The sequence below is a fragment of the Rhodanobacter sp. FW106-PBR-R2A-1-15 genome, from assembly GCF_058789735.1.
The window spans coordinates 44797-65053 of sequence record NZ_JBYTEM010000014.1; the positions used below are offsets into that span (position 1 = coordinate 44797).

Genomic DNA, 20257 nt, shown 5'->3' on the forward strand with positions numbered 1-20257 from the left:
GACGCACGGTTTCACAGCTTGTGAGGAGAATCACTTCCTGTGGTTTTCTTCGATCGCGAGTCCGCTACACGCCCGGACTCGCTCACATGAAACAGTCGCCTGCGTGACTGTTCCATGGCTGGCCCGAGAAGTCGAGAAATTCACCACCTCTCACGACGCCGGCCGGCCACGTCGCGGCAGCATGCGCAGCAAGGTGTTGTCCCGGCTCACGTAGTGGTGCGCCAGCGCAGCCGCCGCGTGGAGGCCGACCAGGTAATAGCCCACCGTGCCGATGGTCTCGTGTAGCTCCTCCAGCGAGTCGGCGAAGGCCTCGTCCGGCCCCACCAGCGCCGGCCATTGCATGCCGAAGAACGGAATCGGCTTGCCCTCTGCGCTGAGCACCAGCCAGCCGAGCAGCGGCATCACGATCAGGAAGGCGTACAGCGCCAGGTGCATCAGCGCGGCCAGGCGCTCCTGCCACACCGGCAGCGCCGGCCGCACCACCGGCCTGGCCCCGGACACGAGGCGGATCGCCAGGCGCACGAAGACCAGCACGAACACGCCGAGGCCCAGCATGAAGTGCCAGCTCTTCAGCCCCTCGCGCAGCTCGCTTCCGCGCGGGTAGGACTCGCGCAGCTCGATGCAGGCATACACGGCAACCAGCAGCAGCAGCGTCAGCCAGTGCATGCCGATCATCAGCGCGCCGTAACGCTCCGAAGTGTTCTTCCAGTTCATGGCGACCTCTGCGGGTGGAGGCGGGCGACGCCACCCCGCCGGCACGCAGCCCCGGGGCGCGCCGACAGCCTACGACGGCGCGCACGTGCGCCATTTGACCGCAGTCAAATACGCGGAATTCGCATGTCACCGTGCTAACGTTCAAGCCTGCCCAGGCGCAAGCCGGTTCACAGGCGCCTTTCCCCCAGCTTTGCGAGGGCGTTGATGGTTTCCGAAGCCAGCATATTCGACCTGAACCAGCTGCGGCGCAGTTGCTCCTCCTGTGCACTGGGCGAGCTTTGCCTGCCCGCCGGCATCGACCGCACCGATCTGGACCGGCTGGACACCACGGTGCGCGACAAGCGCACGCTGGACCGCGGTGGCGCACTGTACCACGACGGCGACCCGTTCGAGGCGCTCTACGTGGTGCGCTCCGGCTCGCTCAAGACTTTCGTGCAGGACGAGAGCGGCGACGTGCAGATCCTCGGTTTCCACCTGCCCGGCGAAATTGTCGGTTTCGACGCGCTGGCGCTGAACCGGCACGTCAGCCAGGCCGAGGCGTTGGAACGCAGCAGCATCTGCGAGCTGCCATACGGCCGGCTGCAGCAGGTCGTCAGCGAGGTGCCGGCGCTGCAGCGCCAGCTGATGCGGGTGATCAGCCGCGAGGCGATCGAGGAACACCGCCACCTGGTGATGATGGGCCGGCAGCAGGCGCAGGAGCAGCTGGCGATCTTCCTGAAGAGTCTGGCCGACCGCTACCAGCGGCTGCAGCGCGACGGCATCGCACTCTCCCTGCCGATGTCGCGCTACGACATCGCCAACTATCTCGGCCTGGCGGTCGAGACGGTCAGCCGGCTGTTCTCGCGGCTGGAGGAAATGGGCGTGCTCGAAGTCAACCGCAAGGCGGTGCGCATACTTCGCTCCGACCTGCTCACCGGCCTCTGCCACAGCGGCACGACGTCGACGAAACGGCACGGCGCCGGCTGAGAAAACCGCAAGTCGAACCGTCGCGGACCTGCACGACCCGGCGCCGCGCCGACCGATGCCGCGCGCGGCGGTTCGCCCGCAGGCACGCGGCGCGCACCTGCGTTCTGGCGATTGACTGAAATCAACTCGGGCCGTCGCGGGCCGGCGTAGAACTCGATCACGCAAACCGCCATGCCGCGATCGCCGCCCGCTCCGGCATGGGCACCAGCCACGATTCATCCGCCGCGGGAGCAGACCATGTCGCATGTCCGCCGTACCGAACCCACCCCCGCCTTCGCCGCGTCGTTCGGTGCCATCGAGGGCAGCCACTGGATCGAGACCCTGAACGACGGCAGCCCGGTGCTGGTGCGCCCGCTGCGCGCTGAGGATCGCCAGCGCGAAGCGGAGTTCATCGACCGCCTGTCGGAACAGGCCTGCCGTTTCCGCTTCCTCGGCCAGGTGAAGGAAGCCAGCCCGGCCCTGCTCGACCGACTGATGGACGTGGATTACCGCGACCGCATGGCCTTCGTCGCGCTCGCCCACGATGACGGCGAGTTGCGCCTGGTCGGCGTCAGCCGCTACAGCGCCAGCGGCGACGACAAGCAGTGCGAATGCGCGGTGACCGTGGCCGACGACTGGCGCCACCGCGGTCTGGGCGTGCTGCTGATGCGGCGGCTGATCGAGATCGCGCGCAAGAACGGATTCCGCCGCATGTTCTCGATCGACGACGCCGCCAACGAATCGATGCGCGAGCTGGCCGCTTTCCTGGGCTTCCAGTGCCGGCTCGATCCGCAGGACGCCACCCAGGTCATCCACTCCCTCGAGCTCTGAACGCCGCCGAAGCCGGACCGCCCACCATGACCACCGAAACCATGCCGCGCGTAACGCGACCGGGCGACATCCTCGCGCTGGTGACCGACACCGCCCCGTGGAGTCCCGCCGCCGTTGCCGGCGTTGCCATCGCGGCGCGCTGGGAAGGCAACCTGACCGGCTGCTACGTCGACCCCGCGCTGCGCAAACTCGCCGGCAACGAAACCAGCGGCGAACCCACCGTGCTCGGCCTGCTGCTCGAACCGCGGGCCGAGCTGGCCGACGAGCACGCTGCGTTCGGCTCGTTCGCGCGCCATGCCGGCGTGCGCAACGCCGACTGGGTGGTGGCCCGCGCCGGCATCACGCCCACCTTGCGCTGGCTCGGCGCGCGGCACGACCTGGCGGTGATCGAGCGCGACATGGTGCAGGCATCCAGCCTGTTCGACATCCTCGGCGAAGCGATCCTCGATTGCCGCACGCCCTGTCTGGTGCTGCCGCCGCACTGGGCGGGCGAGCTGCGCTTCGAGCGCATCGTGATCGGCTGCAACGGCAGCCTCGAGGCGATCCGCGCGATCCACTCCGCACTGCCGTTCCTCAAGGTGGCGCGGCAAGTCACCCTGGTCGACGGCGACGTGCGCGACGGCGACCAGGGGCGCCCGCGCTTCGACCCGTTCGTCTACCTGCTGCGCCACGGCATCATGGCCAGGCCCAGCTACGTGCGCGCCTCTTCCCCGATGGCCGGCGAGATCCTGCTGAAGGAAGTCGGCAACATCGACGCCGACCTGCTGGTGATGGGCGCCTACGGCCGCTCGCGCATGCGTGAGCGCGTGTTCGGCGGCGCCACCCGGCGCGTGCTGGAAGAAGCCACCATCCCGGTGCTGATGCAGCACTAGGAACGTGGGCGGTAGAAACCAAGCAGGCGAGGCAAAGCCGTTTTGAGCCAGCTTGCGTGACGGTTTGCCGGCCCATGGTGGTTCTATGGGCCAAAAATCGGAGCGGAAGGTGGCCAAAACGGCGCAGCCGCAGCCGCTTGTGTTTCTGCCGCCCACGCTCCTAGGGACGATCCACCCAGCGCGGGCGCGATGGCGGCGCGCGGCATGGCGACGGCGACGCCGGGCCGTGGCGGCCAGCACCGCGACCGCGGCAAGGCTGCCGAGCAGGGCGAGCAGCATGTCCTGCTGCGCGTCCCACGGATCGCCCTGCGTGCCGAGATAGGCCACGCCGAGATCGCCGCCGAAGCGCACCGCGGCGGCCCATTCGAACAACTCGTACAGGGCCGAGCTGGCGGTCATCAGGCCGACCGGCACCAGCCAGCGCCAGATACCGGGCGACCTCGTGCGCGCGGCCACCAGCTCCACCACCGCCGGCGTCACCAGCAGGCCGTAGGCGAAATGGACGGCGCGATCGAAATGGTTGCGCGACAGGCCCAGCGCCGCATCCAGCGAGAAACCAAACAGCGTGGAGAACCACTGGTCCCACGGCACTTCCGAATAGGTGTAGTGCGCGCCGACCTCGTGCAGCAGCAGGAACACGAACAACGCCGCATAGCTGGCATCGGAAAAGCGCAGCCGGCGAAACCCCGGCACCAGCGCCAGCAGTGCCAGCAGCACCAGCACGTTCTCCATCAACCAGTCCTGGCGGTAGCGCGGCGCGATGCCCAGTGCCACCGCCACGGCCAGGAAAACCGCCAGCAGCAGCAACGGGAATCGGCTGCTTCCCGGCGGCCGGCTTCGATCGTTCATGCCTGCGGTTCTGTCAGCGTTGCGCGTTGCGCCGATCATGCCATGCCACCGGCGCGCCGCTGCGACAATTTGCGCAGCGCGCCGCCTGAGCCGTCTGATCTGCATCAAGAGCAACGGAGCCCGCCTCGCCGAGCATGCGCGCACCTTTCAGGGAGATGCGCAATGAGTACCACCCGAAAACTCTGGCTTGGCCTCGCTGCCTTGCTGGTAGCCTCCTTCGCCGTGCTGCTGTGGGTCGGCAGCGTGGTCCACCAGCAGGCGCCGCCGCTGCCCACGGCGGTCGTCACCGGCGACGGCCAGACGCTGTACACCAAGGCCGACGTGGAGGAAGGCCGCCAGGTGTGGCAGAGCATCGGCGGCCAGCAATTGGGATCCATCTGGGGTCACGGCGCGCTGCTGGCGCCGGACTGGAGCGCCGACTGGCTGCACCGCGAAAGCATGGCGATGCTTGAGCTGCTTTCCCGTGACGCCGGTCTGGGTCCGTACGACTCGCTGACGGCGCAGCAACAGGCACCGCTGAAGGCGCGGGTGCAGGAAGAACTGCGCACCAACACCTGGGACGCGGCCAGCAACACCATCACCGTCTCGGCGCTGCGCGCGCACGCGATGGAAGCCGTCGCGGCGCACTACATGAGCCTGTTCGGCAACGACCCGGCCACGCACAAGCTGCGCGAAGGCTATGCCATGCGCGAGAACACCGTGGCCGAGATGGAGCATCGGCGCGAAGTCACCGCATTCTTCTGGTGGACCAGCTGGGCTGCTGCCACACAACGCCCGAACGAGGCGATGAGCTACACGCAGAACTGGCCGTACGAACCGCTGGCCGGCAACACGCCGACCTCGACCAGCTTCCTGTGGTCGGTCTTCAGCATCCTGTTCATGATCTTCGGCATTGGCCTGCTCGGCTGGCATCACGCCCGCCAGGTCAGCCACGAACCGCTGCCGACCGTTCCGGCCCACGATCCGCTGACCGAGTTCAAGGCCACGCCTTCGATGAAGGCCACCGGCAAGTATTTCTGGACCGTGCTGGGTTTGTTCCTGGCGCAGATCCTGCTGGGCGCCACCACCGCGCACTACCAAGTGGAGGGCCAGCAGGCCTACGGCTTCGCACTGGCCAACTACCTGCCGTACAGCCTCACCCGCACCTGGCACACCGAGCTGGCGGTGCTGTGGATCGCCACCGCGTGGCTGGCCACCGGGCTGTACATCGCGCCGCTGATCTCCGGCCATGAGCCGAAGTTCCAGCGGCTCGGGGTGAACTTCCTGTGGGTGTGCCTGCTGGTGATCGTGGTCGGCTCGTTCGCCGGCCAGTGGTTCGCGGTGATGGACAAGATGGGCCTGCAGTACAACTTCTGGTTCGGCCACCAGGGCTGGGAATACACCGACCTCGGCCGCTTCTGGCAGATCTTCCTGTTCATCGGCCTGATGTTGTGGCTGTTCCTGGTCGGCCGCGCGCTGTGGCCGGCGATGGACCGCAACAAGGAAGGCGCCTCGATCGTGGGCCTGCTGTTCCTCTCCACCGTGGCGATCGGCCTGCTCTACGGCGCCGGCCTGATGTGGGGCGAGCACACCCACATCGCGATGGTCGAGTACTGGCGCTGGTGGGTGGTGCACCTGTGGGTGGAAGGCTTCTTCGAGGTGTTTGCCACCGCGGTGATCAGCTATCTGTTCGTTCGCCTGGGCCTGCTGCGGGTGACCACGGCCACCACCAACGTGCTGTTCGCCACCATCGTGTTCATGGCCGGCGGCGTGCTCGGCACGCTGCACCACCTGTACTTCAGCGGCACCACCACCGCGGTGATCGCGCTGGGCGCCAGCTTCTCGGCGCTGGAAGTGGTGCCGCTGGCGCTGATCGGGCTGGAAGCCCACGACACCTGGAAGAAGCAGCACGCCGCACCGTGGATGGCGCGCTACCGCTGGCCGATCATGTTCTTCGTGGCAGTGAGCTTCTGGAACCTGGTCGGCGCGGGCCTGCTTGGCTTCCTGGTCAACACCCCGCTCGCGCTGTACTACATGCAGGGCCTGAACCTCACCGCCACGCATGGCCACACCGCGCTGTTCGGCGTGTACGGCATGCTCGGCCTGGGTCTGATGCTGTTCTGCCTGCGCGGCATCAAGCCGCAGGCCGAATGGCGCGAAGGCTGGCTGCGCGGTTCGTTCTGGCTGCTCAATATCGGCCTGTCGATGATGGCCGTGCTGACCCTGCTGCCGCTGGGCATCCTGCAGCTGAAGGCGGTGCTGGAACACGGCTACTGGTTCGCCCGCTCGGCCGAGTTCATGGACCGCCCACTGATCCACATGCTGGTGTGGATGCGCGTGCCGGGCGACACCCTGTTCGCCGTCGGCGCCCTGCTGATCGCGGTGTTCGTCGCCGCGCTGTGGCTGCGGCCCAAACGGCGGACGGCCGGCGCGCCCTTGTCGCAAGGCGTCCCCGAGAGAGCGTAATTCCTCGCGTACATGACGTACGTCAGGGCGCGCCGCACGGCGCGCCCTGATGCTTTCCCGAATCCCAAATTTCTGAACCCGCATGCTCGAGTTCTATCTGCAGATCAAATGGGTGCACATCGCCTGCGTGCTGGCCAGCGGGTCGTTGTTCGCCCTGCGCGGCTTGCTGGTGCAGGTCGGCCATGCCGGCGCCGCGCAATGGGAGCCGGTGCGCTGGCTCAGCTACGCCATCGACACCACCTTGCTCACCGCTGCGCTGATGCTGCTGAGCATCCTGCCCCGCGCGCTGTTCGCCAACGGCTGGTTGACCACCAAGCTGGTGCTGCTGGTGGCCTACGTGGTGCTCGCCACGCTGGCGCTGAAGCGGGCACCCACGCCACGCGCGCGGCTGGGCTTCTTCATGGCGGCACTGGCCACCTACGTCTACATGCTGGGCGTGGCCCGTATGCATCACCCGCTGGGCTGGCTGCACGGATGGCTGGCATGAGCGCCGCGCAACCGTTCGACCACGTCGAGCCGCGCGACCACACGCTGGACGCCTGCTTCCTCGGCCCCTACGGCGAAAACGACACGCTGCTGGAAAAACTGCTGGTGGAGTTCCTGCGCGACCACGTCTACTGGCGGCGCAACTTCCACCCGGAGGATCCGCCGGCGATCGCCACCGCCGCCGCGCACCACCCGGACTACCTCGCCTTCGAGTCGCGCATGCGCCGCGAGCTGCACCAGCTCTCTGCCGCGCTGAAGAAATCGGTGCCATTCCACAGCCCGCGCTACATCGGCCACATGGCCTCGGACCTGCTGCTGCCGGGGCTGGCGGCGCAGATGCTGACCCTGCCCTACAACCCGAACAACGTCAGCGAGGATGCCGCGCCGGTCACCGTCGACATGGAAGTGCAGGCCGGCCTGCAGCTGGCGCGCATGCTCGGCTATCCGCACGACCCGGCCCAGGAGGCCTGCGCGTTCGGCCACCTCACCTCCGGCGGCACCCTGGCCAACTACCAGGCGCTGCGCCTGGCGCTGGCGCTGAAGGCGTTTCCGGTGGCGCTGCGCGCTGCCGACGTGCCGGAGCTGGCGCTGCCGGCGGACGACTGGGCCGCCTTCAACCTCGCCCCCGCCGACGCCATCGCACTGCTGCAAGCCTGGCAGCTCTGGCTGGCCGCGCAGGCGCCGGCGCAACGCACGCACTGGCTGCAGCGGGTGGAGCGCGAACGCATCGAGCAGCGCGGCCTGGCCGGCTTCTTCGCCGCGCACCCGCAACTGCGCGTGCCGCTGGTGCTGGCGCCGGTCACCGCGCACTACTCGTGGAGCAAGGGGCTGAAGCTGCTCGGCCTCGGCCGCGACCAGCTGGAGCTGCTGCCCACCGACGGCATGCGGCTGGACCCCGCCGCCCTGCGCGCCACGCTGGAGCGCTGCGCGCGCGAGCGCCAGCCCGTACTGATGTGCGTGGCCGTGCTCGGCGGCACCGAGTACGGCACCATCGACCCGATTGACGCCGTGCTCGCCGCGCGGCAGGCCTCGCGCGCGCGCGGCCTGGATTTCGCCGTACACGTGGACGCCGCCTGGGGCGGCTACCTGGCCACGCTGTTCCGCCACGAGGACGGCTCGCTGCGCACGCGCGAGGAGGTGGCCGCCGACTACGTGCAATTCCCCACCCCGGCAGTGCATGCGGCGTTCGCCGCGCTGGGCGACACCGACTCGGCCACCGTCGACCCGCACAAGCTTGGCTACCTGCCCTACGGCAGCGGCGCCTTCATCTGCCGCGACCACCGCGCGATGGCACTGCTGGCCGAGCGCGCCGACTACGTGTTCCACGCCACCACGCCCGCCGGTTACCTGGCGCGCTACCGCAGCCTGGGCCAGTTCATTCCGGAAGGCTCGAAATCCGGCGCGGCGGCAGCCGCGGTGTACGTGACGCACAAGGTATTGCCGCTGGACCACGCCCACTTCGGCGCCCTGCCGCGCGCCACCGTGCGCGCGGCGGAGACCTTCCACGCACGTGCGCAGCGCTTCGCGCTGGAGCTGGCCGACGACGTCCATGCGCTGGTGCCGTTCGCGCCGGACAGCAACCTGGTCTGCCTCGCACTCAACCCCTGCGGCAACACCTCGGTGGCCGCGGCGAACACCTTCGTGCGCGTGTTGTATGACGAGCTGCGCTGCGACCCGCGCCAGCCGCTGCAAACGAAGGAGTTTTTCGGCTCGGTGACCAGCCTGCGCCCGGACATGCTGGGTCCGGCACAGACCTCGCGCATCTTCGCCGCGCTGGGCCTGGACCCGGCCAGCCTCGACCCGGACGAGGACCGCCTGCTGATCCTGCGCCACACGTTGATGAACCCGTACCTGATCGACCACGAGAACGGCATCAGCTACATCGACCGCTACTTCGATTTCCTCGCCCGGCGCGTGCACGCCCTGCGTGACGGCGTAGAGTCCTCCCCATGATTACGGAGCCCCCGATGGACAGCGTCCTGCGACTGGTCAACCCACAACGCGAGACCGACCTGCGCTGGGTGCACACCGCGCTGGCCAAGCTGGCCCAGGAGGCGGCACGCTCGGCCGACACCCACCTGCTCAAGCTGAACTTCCCCGGCTTCCACGGCATCGACTTCTACTTCAAGGACGAGGCCGCCCACCCCAGCGGCAGCCTGAAGCACCGCCTGGCCCGCTCGCTGTTCCTGTACGTGCTGTGCAACGGCTGGCTGCGCGGCGGACAGACCGTGGTGGACGCGTCCTCCGGCAGCACGGCGATCGCCGAGGCGTGGTTCGCGCGCCTGCTCGGCCTGCCGTTCATCGCGGTGATGCCGGCCTGCACCGCGCCGGGCAAGATCCGCGACGTGCAGGCGCTGGGCGGCGAGTGCGACCTGGTCGACGATCCCGCGCAGGTGCACGCGCGTGCCGCCAAACACGCCGCCCAGGGTGCCTGCCATCTCGACCAGTTCGGCCTGGCCGAGCGCGCCACCGACTGGCGCGGCAACAACAACATCGCCGAGTCGATCATCGGCCAGCTCGTGCTGGAAGCCGAGCCCGAACCGGCCTGGATCGTCTGCGGCGCCGGCACCGGCGGCACCTCGGCCACCATCGGCCGTTACCTGCGCTACCGCCGGCTGCATACGCAACTGTGCGTGGCCGAGCCGAGCGGCAGCGGCTACGTGCACGGCTGGCGCAGCCGCGACACGCAAGCGGTCGCCAGCCAGCCCACCCTGATCGAAGGCATCGGCCGGCCGCGGGTCGAACCGGGCTTCATCTTCGACGTGGTCGACCGGGTGATCGAGATACCCGACGCCGCCTCGATCGCCGCTGCCTGGCTGCTGGAGGAACTCATCGGCCACCGCTACGGCGGCTCGTCCGGCACCAACCTGGTCGCCTGCCTGCAACTGGCTGCCTCGATGCGCGCCCGCGGTGAGCGTGGCAGCATCGTCAGCCTGCTGTGCGATCGCGGCGAACGTTACGCGCAGACGCTGTTCGATCCCGACTGGCTGGCCGCCCACGACATCGACCTCGCGCCGTGGACGGCCGCGCTGCGCACCAGCCTGGCCAGCGGCCGCTCGCCGATCACGGCATGAGTGCCGTCAAGCCGCGCGAACCCGCGCCACCCGCCACGACGTTTGCCGTGCTCGGCCACGGCCGCTTCGGCCAGGCCTTCGTCGACCTGCTGTTGCAGGCAGGCCATCGCGTGCGCGTGTGGGATCCGCACGCGGATGTCCCCGCCGCGCTGGCCGCCGCGTCGATGCCGGCCGCGGTCGACGGCGCAGCGTGGGTCGTGCTGGCGATGCCGGTACCGCACATGCGCGCGGCCCTGCTCGCACTGCGTCCGTTGTTGCATGCCGGGCAGACCGTGCTCGACGTCGGCAGCGTCAAGATGCACCCCTGCACGACGATGGACGAACTGCTCGGCGCGGCCATTCCACACGTCGGCACGCATCCGCTGTTCGGCCCGCTCAGCCTGGCCCGCGACGAACGCCCGCGGCGCGTGGTGATCAGCCCCGCCGCGGGCCACCCACATGCCGCCGCACGCGCCGGCGCACTGTTCCGCACACTTGACTGCGAAGTCATCGAGCAGGATCCGGAAGCCCACGACCGCGCCATGGCGATGACCCATGCGCTGGCGTTCTTCGTCGCCAAGGGGCTGCTCGACATCGGCGTGGACGACGGCCTGGCGCTGGCGCCGCCCTCGTTCCAGGGCATGCAGCACATGCTGGCCGCGGTGCGCGGCGACGCCGGCCACCTGTTCGCCGCGATCCAGCGCGAGAACCCGTTCGCCGCCGAGGCGCGCGCGTTGCTGCTGGCGGAACTCGAGCGGGTGCACCAGCAACTGCTGGCCGACGCGGACGGCGACAGCCTGGCCATCCCCGCGCCACCCGCATGAGCTTCCGCGGCCCACGCAGTCTCTGCGCGCCGCCTCACTCGTGCCTGGACGATTCCGGCAGCGTCGCCAGCACCGCCAGCGCTTCGCGCAGCTCGGCCTGCAGGGCCAGCCACGAGCGCTCCCATTGACCTTCGTGCGGCGTGGCCAGAACAAAGCGCTGCAGCATCGTGCGGGCCTGCGCAAGCTGTGCGTGCAGCGCCGTGATTTCCGTCAGTGCGCGTTCGTGCGCGTCCTTGCCGACCATCAGGATCTTGCGGTCACGGCACACGCCGATGCACGGCTGCGGCGCTTCGATCTTGCCGCAGCCGATGCATTGCCAGGCCTGGATCCAGTCAGTCACGCCCCGGAGTCCGCTCAGGGTTCATCGTGCATCTCATGTGTGGCCGGAGCCGGCTTGTCCCAGCCGGGGTCGTTGAAGTATTGCGGGTAGTGCGCGATCGCCGCGCGCATATCGGCTACTGCCGAAACCTTTTTCGGGTCGGCCTTCAGCGTCAGCGCCGCGCTCGCCAGCGGCACCAGGATGCCGTGCAGCGCGGCATCGGGCTCGGGGGCCAGCTTGCAGTTGGCGAACATGTAGGTCACCGCCTGCTCGACCTCGGTGGCACGATCCACCGCCATCGGCGCGCTCATGTGGCCCATCTCGTAGTGGCGCAGTTCGTCTACCGCCGCATACGCGCGGCGCATGCCCTGGCTCAACGACGCGTCCGGCGCCCAGCGCTGTGCCGGCGCCGCCGCGGCGGATGTGGCGGCGGGCGCAGCATGGCTTTCATGGTTGTGCTGGGGGGACGCCTGCGCCGCCAGGCCCAGGCCCAGGCCCAGGCCACACGCCAGCGCTAGAACAGCTTTGACCGATTTCATGCGGAAGACTCCGGCAAGCGGCACGGCTGCCGCGGAGGGAAAGGCTAGCTCACCGCGGCATTGCTGCGACTGACTCACGTCAATCCGGCCCCATGCCGCACGCGCCTGCGACAAACGATCACCCGGGCCGCGTGGGCGCGCCGCAAGAACGCCCCGTCCGGCACCACCGTCGACGGCGGCAAGTTGTCCGGCGTCAACCCATGCGACGCGGCGTTGTGTATAAATTGACCCCATCCATGCCGATAGCCACCTGCGCGCCGGAATCGACGGGGCATGCCGGCGCGACTCACCTGGAGGAGCAGACCTTGCAGTTCGACATCATCCGCAGGCTGGTTCGTCGCGTGGCGCCGGTCATGCTGGCCATCGCCGGCCTGGCAACGTGGCCCGCGGGCCATACCGTCGCGGGCGCGCCGCCGGTGGCCCAGGCACGGATCGCCGTGGCGGCCAATTTCGCCGAGGTGGCGCACCTGCTGGCGGAACAATACACGCGCCGCAGCGGCAACCGCATCGATATCAGCGTGGCCTCGACCGGCAAGCTGTATGCGCAGATCCGCCATGGCGCGCCGTTCGACGTGCTGCTGGCGGCGGACGACAGCACGCCGCAACGCCTGGTCGACGAAGGGCTGGCGGTGCGTTCATCGCTGTACGACTACGCCACCGGCCGGCTGGTGTTGTGGAGCCGCGACGCCACGCTGGCCGCCGACGGCGAACAGGTGCTGCGCCAGCACGACTTCCGCAAGTTCGCGATCGCCAACCCCGCGCTGGCACCCTACGGCGCCGCCGCGCGCCAGGTGCTGCAGCACGTCGGCCGCTGGGACGCGCTGCAGCCGCGGCTGGTGCTCGGCGAAAACGTGGGCCAGGCCACCCAGTTCGTGCTGAGCGGCAATGCCGAGGCGGGGCTGTTGCCGCGCTCGCTGGTGCTGGAGGCGCAACGGCAGGTCGGCGGTTCGGCCTGGCTGGTGCCCGCCGACTGGCACCGGCCGATCGTCCAGAGCGCGGTGTTGCTCGACCACGGCCGCGACAACCCGGCGGCGATTGGCTTCCTGGCATATCTGCACGACGATACCGCGCGACGCACCATCGCGGCCCACGGGTATGACTGAGCCGGCACCGGCATCGTGGCGACGGCCATGACGACGCTGCCGGCCGCCATCCTGGTCACCCTCAAGCTTGCCGGGATGACCACGCTGATCCTGCTGTTGCTGGGCATGCCGCTGGCCTGGTGGCTGGCGCGCACCCGTTCGCGCTGGCGCATGCCGGTTGGGGCGCTGGTTGCCCTGCCGATGGTGCTGCCGCCTACCGTGCTGGGCTTCTACCTGTTGCTGGGCATGGGGCCGGACGGACCGCTCGGCCAGCTCACCACAGCACTGGGACTGGGCACGCTGGCGTTCACTTTCCCCGGACTGCTGCTTGCCTCGGTGCTGTATTCGCTGCCGTTCGTGGTGCACCCGCTGCAGTCCGGCTTCGCCGCGATCGACGCGAGCGTGCTGGAGGCCGCCGCCACGCTGCGCGCGTCCCCGTTCGACCGCTTCGTCAGCGTGGTGCTGCCGCTGTCGAAACCGGCGCTGGTCACCGCCACGCTGTTCGGCTTCGCCCATACGGTGGGCGAGTTCGGCGTGGTGCTGATGGTGGGCGGCAACATCGACGGCCAGACGCGGGTGCTGTCGGTACTGCTGTACGACCAGGTCGAAGCCATGGCGTACACCGACGCCCACCGACTGGCCGCCGGGTTGCTGGCGTTCTCCTTCGGCATGCTGTTGGTGATGCAGTGGCTGGGCCGGCGAACGGCGCTCAGTGCATGACTGAGCCGGCTCCGGGCATCGAGCTGCGCCTGCAGCTGCGGCGCACGAATTTCGCGCTGGACGTGGCGCTGTCGCTGCCCGCGCAGGGCGTCGCCGTGGTGTTCGGCCCCTCCGGCAGCGGCAAGAGCACCCTGCTGCGCGCCATCGCCGGCCTCGAGCCGCACACCTGCGGACTGCTACGCATCGGCACGGAGACCTGGCAGGACGCACACGTGCGTCTGCCGCCGCACCGGCGCCGGGTGGGCGTGGTGTTCCAACACGCGGCGCTGCTGCCGCACCTGTCGGTGCACGACAACTTGCGCTACGGCTGGCGGCGCGCCGGCGCGCCAACGGGCGTCATGCAGGAGTGGATCGACAAGCTGGCGCTGGGGCCGCTGCTGGCGCGGCCGCCTGCCACACTGTCCGGTGGCGAGCAGCAGCGCGTGGCGCTCGGCCGCGCGCTGGTGTGCCAACCGCGCTGGCTGCTGCTGGACGAACCGCTGAGCGCACTCGACGCCGAGCGGCGCGGCGAGATCCTGCCGTACCTGGAAGCGATCCGGCGCGAGACGCGCATCCCCCTGCTGTACGTCACCCATGCGGTGGAAGAAGCCGCCCGCCTGGCCGACCATCTGGTGCTGCTCGAAGCCGGCAGGGTGCGCATCGCCGGCCCGGCGCTGGAAGTATTGAACCGCGGCGACCTGCCGCTGGCACTGCGCGACGACGCCGCGACCGTGATCGAGGCCAGCGTACTCGGCCACGACGGGCACGGCCTGCTGCGGCTGGGTACACCCGCCGGCACGCTGCACGCCCACGGCCCCGCCCACCCCGCCGGTACCCGCGTGCGCCTGCGCGTGCAGGCGCGCGACGTCAGCGTCGCGTTGAGCGCGCACACCGACACCAGCGTGCTGAACATCGTGCCGGCGGTGCTGCAATCGCTGTCGCCGCTGTCCAACGGGCAGCTCCAGTTGCAGCTGCTGGCCGGTGGCCTCCCCTTGCTGGCGCGTGTCTCGCACCAGTCGGCGCTGCGCCTGCAGTTGCGCGAGGGCCTGGCCGTGTGGGTGCAGATCAAGTCGGTGGCACTGCTGGTCTGAAACGCGCCGCGGCATGGCCCGGCGCCGAAGCCGGCCCGACCGTGCCGGCGGCCTTCGCCGGGCGGGTTGACTGCAGTCAATTTGCGCCCGGCCCAGCCGTCCTAATCTTTCCGCAGACACGGACGCACGCATGCCGTCGAGAAGCCGACCCGTGCCGCGATTCGCGTCCACCCGTTACCGACCACGGATACCGGACCGTGATCCCCCGCCGTCTATTCCGGCTTCGCCGGCGACCATCGAGAAACGCCACATGCAGCAGGCATCGCGCGTCCCCTCTTCCGCCCTGGCAGGACTCTCGCCAGCCTACTTCGGCATGGTCATGGCCACCGGCATCGTCTCGATCGGTGCCTGGCGCCTGGGCTTGCCGAAGCTGGCCTGGGGCCTGTTCGCCATCAACGTCGGCGTCTATGCACTGCTCTGGCTGCTCTACGTCTTGCGCCTGGCGCGCTATCCGAAACGATTCCTGGGCGACCTGACCGACCACCTGAGCGGGCCGGGTTTTTTCACCATGGTGGCCGCATCGAGCATCCTGGGCTCCCAGTTCCTGCTGCTGGCCGGCAGTGTCCGCGGCGGCCTGCTGCTGTGGGGCGTGGCGATCGTGCTGTGGCTGGCGCTGACCTACACGGTGTTCACCGCCTTCACCGTCAAGGAAGGCAAACCCACGCTGGACCGTGGCATCAGCGGCGGCTGGCTGCTGGCGGTGGTGGCAACCCAGTCGATCGCGGTGCTGAGCGCCCTGCTCGCCGCGCACACGGCGCAGCCGTACAAGCTGGAGCTGAATTTCTTCGCGCTGTCGATGTGGCTGTGGGGCGGCATGCTGTACATCTGGATGATGTCGCTGATCTTCTACCGCTACACGTTCTTCGAGTTCTCGCCGGCCGATCTGTCGCCGCCGTACTGGATCAACATGGGCGCGATGGCCATTTCCACCCTGGCCGGTTCGCTGCTCAGCATCAATGTGGTGGATGCGCCCTACCTGTTGTCGCTGCAACCCTTCATCAAGGGTTTCACGGTGTTCTACTGGGCCACCGGCACCTGGTGGATCCCGATGCTGCTGGTGCTCGGCGTGTGGCGCCATGTCTACAAGCGTTTTCCGCTGCGCTACGACCCGCTGTACTGGGGCGCGGTCTTCCCGCTGGGCATGTACGCCACCAGCACGCTGGAAATGACCAAGGCGATGGGCTTCGGTTTCCTCGGCTTCCTGCCGAAGCTGTTTTTCGCGATCGCGCTGGTCGCCTGGCTCGGCGCGTTCATCGGCGTCGTGCGCAACCTGTGGCGCCTCGCGTTCGGTTCGCGCGCGCCGTCGACGTGACCGCTTCGTCCAGTTTGCCCGATGACGCGCCACACCGACTCCACGATCCACGTCAGACACAAGCAGCAAGCCACCACGCTCAGCCTCGCCGGCTGATTCCCACGAGACGACCCGAGGACCACCATGAACACGAAATCAGGCCCTGGCGCTGCGCCAGCCACGCACTCAAGCGGCGCGGACATCGACGACTGGCGCCCGGAGGACCCCGCGTTCTGGCAGACGACCGGCAAGCGGATCGCCTACCGCAACTTGTGGATCTCGATCCCCGCCCTGCTATGCGGCTTCGCGATCTGGGGCATGTGGGGCATCATCACGGTGCAGATGCTCAACCTCGGTTTTCCGTTCACGCAAGCCGAGCTCTTCACGCTGACCGCGATCGCCGGCATCGCCGGCGCCACGATGCGCATCCCGGCATCGTTCCTGATCCGCCTCGCGGGCGGGCGCAACACGATCTTCCTGACCACGGCGATGCTGCTGGCGCCGGCCATCGGCACCGGCATCGTGCTGCAGCACAAGGACTGGCCGCTGTGGGCCTTCCAGCTGATGGCGTTGTGGTGCGGCGTCGGTGGCGGCAATTTCGCATCATCGATGTCCAACATCACCGGCTTTTTCCCCAAGCGGCTGCAGGGCACGGCGCTCGGCCTCAACGCGGGACTCGGCAACTTCGGCGTGACGACGATGCAGATCGTCATTCCGCTGGTCATGACGGTGAGCATCTTCGGCGCCCTCGGCGGCGGCCCCGAGACCCTGCTCAAGGAAAGCGGCTGGATCTTCGGCAAGATTCCGGCCGGCACGCCGACCTGGATACAGAACTCGGGCTTCGCCTGGGCGCTGTCGCTGGTGCCGCTGTCGATCCTGTGCTGGTTCGGCATGAACAACCTGAAGACGATCTCACCCGCCACCGGCAACTCGCTCGTCGCGTTCGCGAAGATCACCTACCTGTACACGCTCGCCTTCGTGCCGTCGATTTTCATGCTCTGGCTGTACCTGCCGGCGCCGACCGGCCTGGGCGTGCTCAACGTCTGGGCCGCGATCCCGCTTGACATCATCCTGATGCTGGCGGTGATGAAGCTCGCCGCCTTCGGCCCGATGAAGGAGGGCGTGACCAGGCAGTTCGAGATTTTCCGCAACCGGCACACCTGGGCGATGACGATCCTCTACATCGTCACCTTCGGCTCGTTCATCGGTTTCTCGATGGCGCTGCCGCTGTCGATGAAGGTGATCTTCGACGTCATCCACGTGCCAGACGCGAACGGCGTGATGGCGCACACGCAGCCGAATCCGAATGGGTTGCCGGTGCTCGCCTACGCTTGGATCGGCCCCTTCGTCGGCGCATTGACGCGCCCGATCGGCGGCTGGATCTCGGACAAGATCGGCGGCTCGATCGTCACCCAGTGGGTCTCCGTGGTGATGGTCGTCGCCTCGGTGGCGGCCGGCTACGTGATGATGAAGGCCTACCACTCGGCGACGCCCGAGGACTACTTCTTCACCTTCCTCGCGCTGTTCGTCCTGCTGTTCGCCGCCACCGGCGTAGGCAACGGCTCGACCTTCCGCACCATCGGCGCGATCTTCGACCGCCAGCAGGCCGGTCCGGTGCTGGGCTGGACTTCAGCCGTCGCCGCCTACGGTGCGTTTGCCGCGCCGGTGGTGATCGGGGAGCAGATCAAACTCGGGACACCCGAGATGGCGATGTACGGTTTCGCGGCGTTCTATGCCCTGTGCCTGTTGCTCAACTGGTGGTTCTACCTGCGCAAGAACGCGTACGTGAAGAATCCCTGATCGCAGGCAGCGAGCCGGCAGGCGCGGCTCGCCGCGTTTGCCGGTGTTGCGCGCAGCCTGCGCGTGCCGCACTCCGCCCGTAGCCGCCACGCGCTCAGCGGTCCCGCGGCACAGCCATAGCATCCATGACCTCCGGCAGATCCGTCTCGCGGCCGATCTGCGGGAAGTGCCGACGTTCCATGCGCCGAATCGCGAAGTGCATCCACGCCAGCGAAGCGGCCGCCAGGACGAACAACAGCATGAAGCAGCTGGTCCACACGCCGACGACGTCGTTCAATACGCCGAACGCGATCGGCAGGACAAAACCGCCCAGTCCGCCGATCATGCCGACCACGCCGCCCACCGAACCGACATGCTGGGGGTAATAGACTGGGATGTGCTTGTACACCGCCGCCTTGCCCAGCGACATGAAGAAACCCAGCACGAACACCAGCACCGTGAACGGCACCACGCCGGTCGCCAGGTGCAGGGTGATGTCGCTCCTGATGCCCTTCACGACATATTGGGTGTCCGGATAGGCGAGCAGGAAGGTGCAGATGGCGGAGACGCCGAAGGTCCAGTACATCACCCTGCGCGCGCCGATGCGGTCGGACAGCACCCCGCCAACGATGCGGAACAGGCTGGCCGGAATCGAATAGAAGGCAGCAAGAATGCCGGCGGTCCTCACGTCCAGCTTGTAGACACCGGTGAGGAAGTGCGGCAGCCACAAGGCCAGCGCCACGAAACCGCCGAAAACGAAGAAGTAGTAGAGCGAAAAACGCCACACCTGCAGGTTGCGCAGCGGCATCATCTGTTCGCGGAACGACATCGGCTTGGTACCTGACTTGCGCCGCTGCGCCAATGAAGGGTCCTCCCGACTGAACAGGTAGAACAGCACGGCGGTCAGTGCCAGAGCGATCGCCCAGATCTTGCTGACCATGATCCAGCCCGCAGCAACCATCACCATCGGTGCCAGCAGCTTGGTGACCGCGGCGCCGACGTTGCCCGCGCCGAAGATACCCAGCGCCGTGCCCTGCCGGCTCGCCGGGAACCACTTCGACACGTAGGCCACCCCGACCGAGAATGCGCCGCCGGCAATGCCGACGAACAACGCGGCGACCAGAAACTGCGGGTAGGTGTGCGCGTAGCCAAGCATCCAGGTGGCCACGGCCGCACACAGCATCACCGCGGCGAACACGCGATGGCCGCCGTACTGGTCGGCCCAGATGCCGAGCAGCAGGCGGATCAGCGATCCGGTAAGGATGGGCGTGGCGATCAGCAGGCCGAACTGGGTTTCATTGAGGCCGAGTTGCTGCTTGATCTGGATGCCGATGATGGAGAATATCGTCCACACCGCAAAACACACGGTGAAGGCGAAGGTGCTTAGCCACAGGGCACGCTGCTGCTCGCCACGAGACACGATGCTCGACTCATGCATGCTGGTGAATCCGGTAGATGTGAGGTGTTGAAGGCCGGTCCACGGGAAGACCGGCTGTCGTTGTCGCGGAAACGTGCGGCCGGCACATCAGGCGCTGGCCAGTGCCTCGATCGCATCCAGACCGCGCACCGGGTAACGCTCCTGCAAGCCGAGCAGGTAGAGCTGCAGCTCGCGTTGACGCACCTGCAATTCCAGATAGTCGGAAATCCGCTCCCGAACCGCGTCGAACGCCTGCTCGGCGCCGGGCTGGATGCCATCGACGCTGACCACGTGGTAGCCCCAGCGCGATTCGACCGGAAATGCCGCCAGGCCTTCGCGCAGACGGAACACCTGACGATCGAATTCGGGCGTGGCCTGGCCCCGCTGCAACCAGCCGAGTTCACCGCCCTGCGTCTTCGACGGACAGTCGGAATGGCGCATCGCGAAATCGGCAAACAGCACAGGGTTGATCTTCAGCTCGGCGATCAGGCGCTCGGCCTCGGTACGGGCGCGGATGCGGCCAGTGACATCGTCGGCCGCCGCACCCAGCAGGACGTGCCGCACACGGACCAGGTCGGGCGCGCGGAACAGCTGGCGGTTCTGCTCGTAGTAGCGCCGGCAAGCCTCTTCCGCAGGCACGCGATCCTCGATTTCGCGTTCCAGCAGCACGCGGATGCCGGCCTCCTCTATGGTTTCCTGGCTCTCGGCCGGCACCTGGCCAGCCAGGCCGAGCCGCTGTACTTCGCGACGCAGCAGCTCGCGTACCACCAGCGCGCGGGCTGCAGCGGCGCGGGACTGCGCCGGGGTCGGCGCACGATGGTGCTGCATCTCCTGCGCGATCTCGGCTTCACTGATCGCCTGCTCGTCCACGAACAGGTAGCACGGCGCCGGCTGGCCCAGCGTGCGCGGGCCCTCGCCCTTGCTGTCGTGCCGATGCTCGTGCGCCTCCTGCGTCACCGGCTTGGCCGAATCGATGATGGTCAGCGGGATGCCTCGCGCATCGGCTTTGCCCAGCGTCATG

The 20257-nt window shown here is 68.3% G+C and carries 18 protein-coding genes and 1 pseudogene; 13 read left to right on the forward strand and 6 right to left on the reverse strand.

Features of this window, described 5'->3' with window-relative positions; all coding sequences use genetic code 11:
* Nucleotides 1-150: 150 nt before the first annotated feature.
* The gene (locus AC3WTD_RS09225) at nt 151-714 is read right to left on the reverse strand and encodes a cytochrome b (RefSeq protein WP_492613608.1); all 564 of its coding nucleotides are present in this window, start codon (nt 712-714) and stop codon (nt 151-153) included.
* A gap of 204 nt (nt 715-918) precedes the next feature.
* Here AC3WTD_RS09225 and AC3WTD_RS09230 point away from each other — a divergent pair, with 204 nt between their 5' ends.
* From AC3WTD_RS09230 to AC3WTD_RS09240, 3 genes are all read left to right on the forward strand, one after another.
* Nucleotides 919-1680 (forward strand): cyclic nucleotide-binding domain-containing protein, encoded by a 762-nt coding sequence (locus AC3WTD_RS09230; RefSeq protein ID WP_235642349.1) that lies wholly within the window; start codon nt 919-921, stop codon nt 1678-1680.
* 237 nt (nt 1681-1917) lie between these two features.
* Nucleotides 1918-2490, forward strand: a complete 573-nt coding sequence (locus AC3WTD_RS09235; protein WP_027491926.1) for a GNAT family N-acetyltransferase — start codon at nt 1918-1920, stop codon at nt 2488-2490.
* A 26-nt stretch (nt 2491-2516) separates the two neighbouring features.
* Complete coding sequence (locus AC3WTD_RS09240; protein ID WP_037089146.1) at nt 2517-3362, forward strand: universal stress protein; 846 nt, start codon at nt 2517-2519, stop codon at nt 3360-3362.
* Between the two features lie 282 nt (nt 3363-3644).
* Here the strand turns inward: AC3WTD_RS09240 and AC3WTD_RS09245 are convergent.
* Nucleotides 3645-4316: pseudogene (locus AC3WTD_RS09245) on the reverse strand (DUF2238 domain-containing protein); the annotation flags it as partial.
* Between the two features lie 57 nt (nt 4317-4373).
* On the opposite strand from AC3WTD_RS09245, the gene AC3WTD_RS09250 reads away from it, so the two are divergent.
* The 5 genes from AC3WTD_RS09250 (at nt 4374) to AC3WTD_RS09270 (ending at nt 11019) form a co-directional block, all read left to right on the forward strand.
* Nucleotides 4374-6656: a nitric-oxide reductase large subunit gene (locus tag AC3WTD_RS09250; protein WP_235642350.1), complete on the forward strand. Its 2283-nt coding sequence runs from the start codon at nt 4374-4376 to the stop codon at nt 6654-6656.
* A gap of 82 nt (nt 6657-6738) precedes the next feature.
* Nucleotides 6739-7143, forward strand: coding sequence for a SirB2 family protein (locus AC3WTD_RS09255; protein ID WP_027491924.1), 405 nt, complete (start codon nt 6739-6741; stop codon nt 7141-7143).
* Entirely contained in the window at nt 7140-9095 is a 1956-nt protein-coding gene (locus tag AC3WTD_RS09260) for a pyridoxal phosphate-dependent decarboxylase family protein (protein WP_492613609.1), read from the forward strand. Before AC3WTD_RS09255 ends, AC3WTD_RS09260 begins: the two co-directional genes overlap by 4 nt.
* A 14-nt stretch (nt 9096-9109) precedes the next feature.
* A complete protein-coding gene (locus AC3WTD_RS09265; protein WP_235642351.1) occupies nt 9110-10216 on the forward strand; it encodes a PLP-dependent cysteine synthase family protein in 1107 nt (368 codons plus the stop codon).
* Nucleotides 10213-11019 (forward strand): prephenate dehydrogenase/arogenate dehydrogenase family protein, encoded by an 807-nt coding sequence (locus AC3WTD_RS09270; protein WP_037089164.1) that lies wholly within the window; start codon nt 10213-10215, stop codon nt 11017-11019. The genes AC3WTD_RS09265 and AC3WTD_RS09270 overlap by 4 nt, the downstream gene beginning before the upstream one ends.
* A gap of 34 nt (nt 11020-11053) precedes the next feature.
* On the opposite strand, the gene AC3WTD_RS09275 is transcribed toward AC3WTD_RS09270, so the two are convergent.
* Both AC3WTD_RS09275 and AC3WTD_RS09280 read right to left on the reverse strand, forming a co-directional pair.
* Nucleotides 11054-11359, reverse strand: coding sequence for a hypothetical protein (locus AC3WTD_RS09275; RefSeq protein ID WP_037089136.1), 306 nt, complete (start codon nt 11357-11359; stop codon nt 11054-11056).
* Nucleotides 11360-11373: 14 nt separating this feature from the next.
* Nucleotides 11374-11877: a hypothetical protein gene (locus tag AC3WTD_RS09280; protein ID WP_027491921.1), complete on the reverse strand. Its 504-nt coding sequence runs from the start codon at nt 11875-11877 to the stop codon at nt 11374-11376.
* A gap of 236 nt (nt 11878-12113) precedes the next feature.
* Here AC3WTD_RS09280 and modA point away from each other — a divergent pair, with 236 nt between their 5' ends.
* The 5 genes from modA to AC3WTD_RS09305 all read left to right on the forward strand — a co-directional run bounded on the left by modA (nt 12114) and on the right by AC3WTD_RS09305 (nt 17840).
* Complete coding sequence (gene modA, locus AC3WTD_RS09285) at nt 12114-12980, forward strand: molybdate ABC transporter substrate-binding protein (RefSeq protein ID WP_492613610.1); 867 nt, start codon at nt 12114-12116, stop codon at nt 12978-12980.
* A 27-nt stretch (nt 12981-13007) separates the two neighbouring features.
* Nucleotides 13008-13679 (forward strand): molybdate ABC transporter permease subunit, encoded by a 672-nt coding sequence (modB, locus tag AC3WTD_RS09290; RefSeq protein WP_492613611.1) that lies wholly within the window; start codon nt 13008-13010, stop codon nt 13677-13679.
* Entirely contained in the window at nt 13676-14749 is a 1074-nt protein-coding gene (gene modC / locus AC3WTD_RS09295; RefSeq protein WP_492613612.1) for a molybdenum ABC transporter ATP-binding protein, read from the forward strand. The genes modB and modC overlap by 4 nt, the downstream gene beginning before the upstream one ends.
* Before the next feature lie 250 nt (nt 14750-14999).
* Nucleotides 15000-16061 (forward strand): tellurite resistance/C4-dicarboxylate transporter family protein, encoded by a 1062-nt coding sequence (locus AC3WTD_RS09300; RefSeq protein ID WP_027491918.1) that lies wholly within the window; start codon nt 15000-15002, stop codon nt 16059-16061.
* Nucleotides 16062-16184: 123 nt separating this feature from the next.
* Nucleotides 16185-17840 carry an MFS transporter gene (locus tag AC3WTD_RS09305; protein WP_027491917.1) on the forward strand — a complete coding sequence of 552 codons (1656 nt, stop codon included), beginning with the start codon at nt 16185-16187 and terminating at the stop codon, nt 17838-17840.
* 94 nt (nt 17841-17934) lie between these two features.
* On the opposite strand, the gene AC3WTD_RS09310 is transcribed toward AC3WTD_RS09305, so the two are convergent.
* The gene (locus AC3WTD_RS09310) at nt 17935-19257 is read right to left on the reverse strand and encodes an MFS transporter (RefSeq protein WP_027491916.1); all 1323 of its coding nucleotides are present in this window, start codon (nt 19255-19257) and stop codon (nt 17935-17937) included.
* A gap of 87 nt (nt 19258-19344) precedes the next feature.
* Entirely contained in the window at nt 19345-20256 is a 912-nt protein-coding gene (locus AC3WTD_RS09315; RefSeq protein ID WP_492613613.1) for a peptidylprolyl isomerase, read from the reverse strand.
* Nucleotide 20257 lies beyond the last annotated feature (1 nt).

Excerpts from the sequence above, each read along its gene's own strand:
- AC3WTD_RS09225 (WP_492613608.1), bottom strand. The coding sequence starts at position 714 with ATGAACTGGAAGAACACTTCGGAGCGTTACGGCGCGCTGATGATCGGC.
- AC3WTD_RS09230 (WP_235642349.1), top strand. The coding sequence starts at position 919 with ATGGTTTCCGAAGCCAGCATATTCGACCTGAACCAGCTGCGGCGCAGT.
- AC3WTD_RS09235 (WP_027491926.1), top strand. The coding sequence starts at position 1,918 with ATGTCGCATGTCCGCCGTACCGAACCCACCCCCGCCTTCGCCGCGTCG.
- AC3WTD_RS09240 (WP_037089146.1), top strand. The coding sequence starts at position 2,517 with ATGACCACCGAAACCATGCCGCGCGTAACGCGACCGGGCGACATCCTC.
- AC3WTD_RS09250 (WP_235642350.1), top strand. The coding sequence starts at position 4,374 with ATGAGTACCACCCGAAAACTCTGGCTTGGCCTCGCTGCCTTGCTGGTA.
- AC3WTD_RS09255 (WP_027491924.1), top strand. The coding sequence starts at position 6,739 with ATGCTCGAGTTCTATCTGCAGATCAAATGGGTGCACATCGCCTGCGTG.
- AC3WTD_RS09260 (WP_492613609.1), top strand. The coding sequence starts at position 7,140 with ATGAGCGCCGCGCAACCGTTCGACCACGTCGAGCCGCGCGACCACACG.
- AC3WTD_RS09265 (WP_235642351.1), top strand. The coding sequence starts at position 9,110 with ATGGACAGCGTCCTGCGACTGGTCAACCCACAACGCGAGACCGACCTG.
- AC3WTD_RS09270 (WP_037089164.1), top strand. The coding sequence starts at position 10,213 with ATGAGTGCCGTCAAGCCGCGCGAACCCGCGCCACCCGCCACGACGTTT.
- AC3WTD_RS09280 (WP_027491921.1), bottom strand. The coding sequence starts at position 11,877 with ATGAAATCGGTCAAAGCTGTTCTAGCGCTGGCGTGTGGCCTGGGCCTG.
- modA (WP_492613610.1), top strand. The coding sequence starts at position 12,114 with ATGCCGATAGCCACCTGCGCGCCGGAATCGACGGGGCATGCCGGCGCG.
- modB (WP_492613611.1), top strand. The coding sequence starts at position 13,008 with ATGACGACGCTGCCGGCCGCCATCCTGGTCACCCTCAAGCTTGCCGGG.
- modC (WP_492613612.1), top strand. The coding sequence starts at position 13,676 with ATGACTGAGCCGGCTCCGGGCATCGAGCTGCGCCTGCAGCTGCGGCGC.
- AC3WTD_RS09300 (WP_027491918.1), top strand. The coding sequence starts at position 15,000 with ATGCAGCAGGCATCGCGCGTCCCCTCTTCCGCCCTGGCAGGACTCTCG.
- AC3WTD_RS09305 (WP_027491917.1), top strand. The coding sequence starts at position 16,185 with ATGAACACGAAATCAGGCCCTGGCGCTGCGCCAGCCACGCACTCAAGC.
- AC3WTD_RS09310 (WP_027491916.1), bottom strand. The coding sequence starts at position 19,257 with ATGCATGAGTCGAGCATCGTGTCTCGTGGCGAGCAGCAGCGTGCCCTG.
- AC3WTD_RS09315 (WP_492613613.1), bottom strand. The coding sequence starts at position 20,256 with ATGACGCTGGGCAAAGCCGATGCGCGAGGCATCCCGCTGACCATCATC.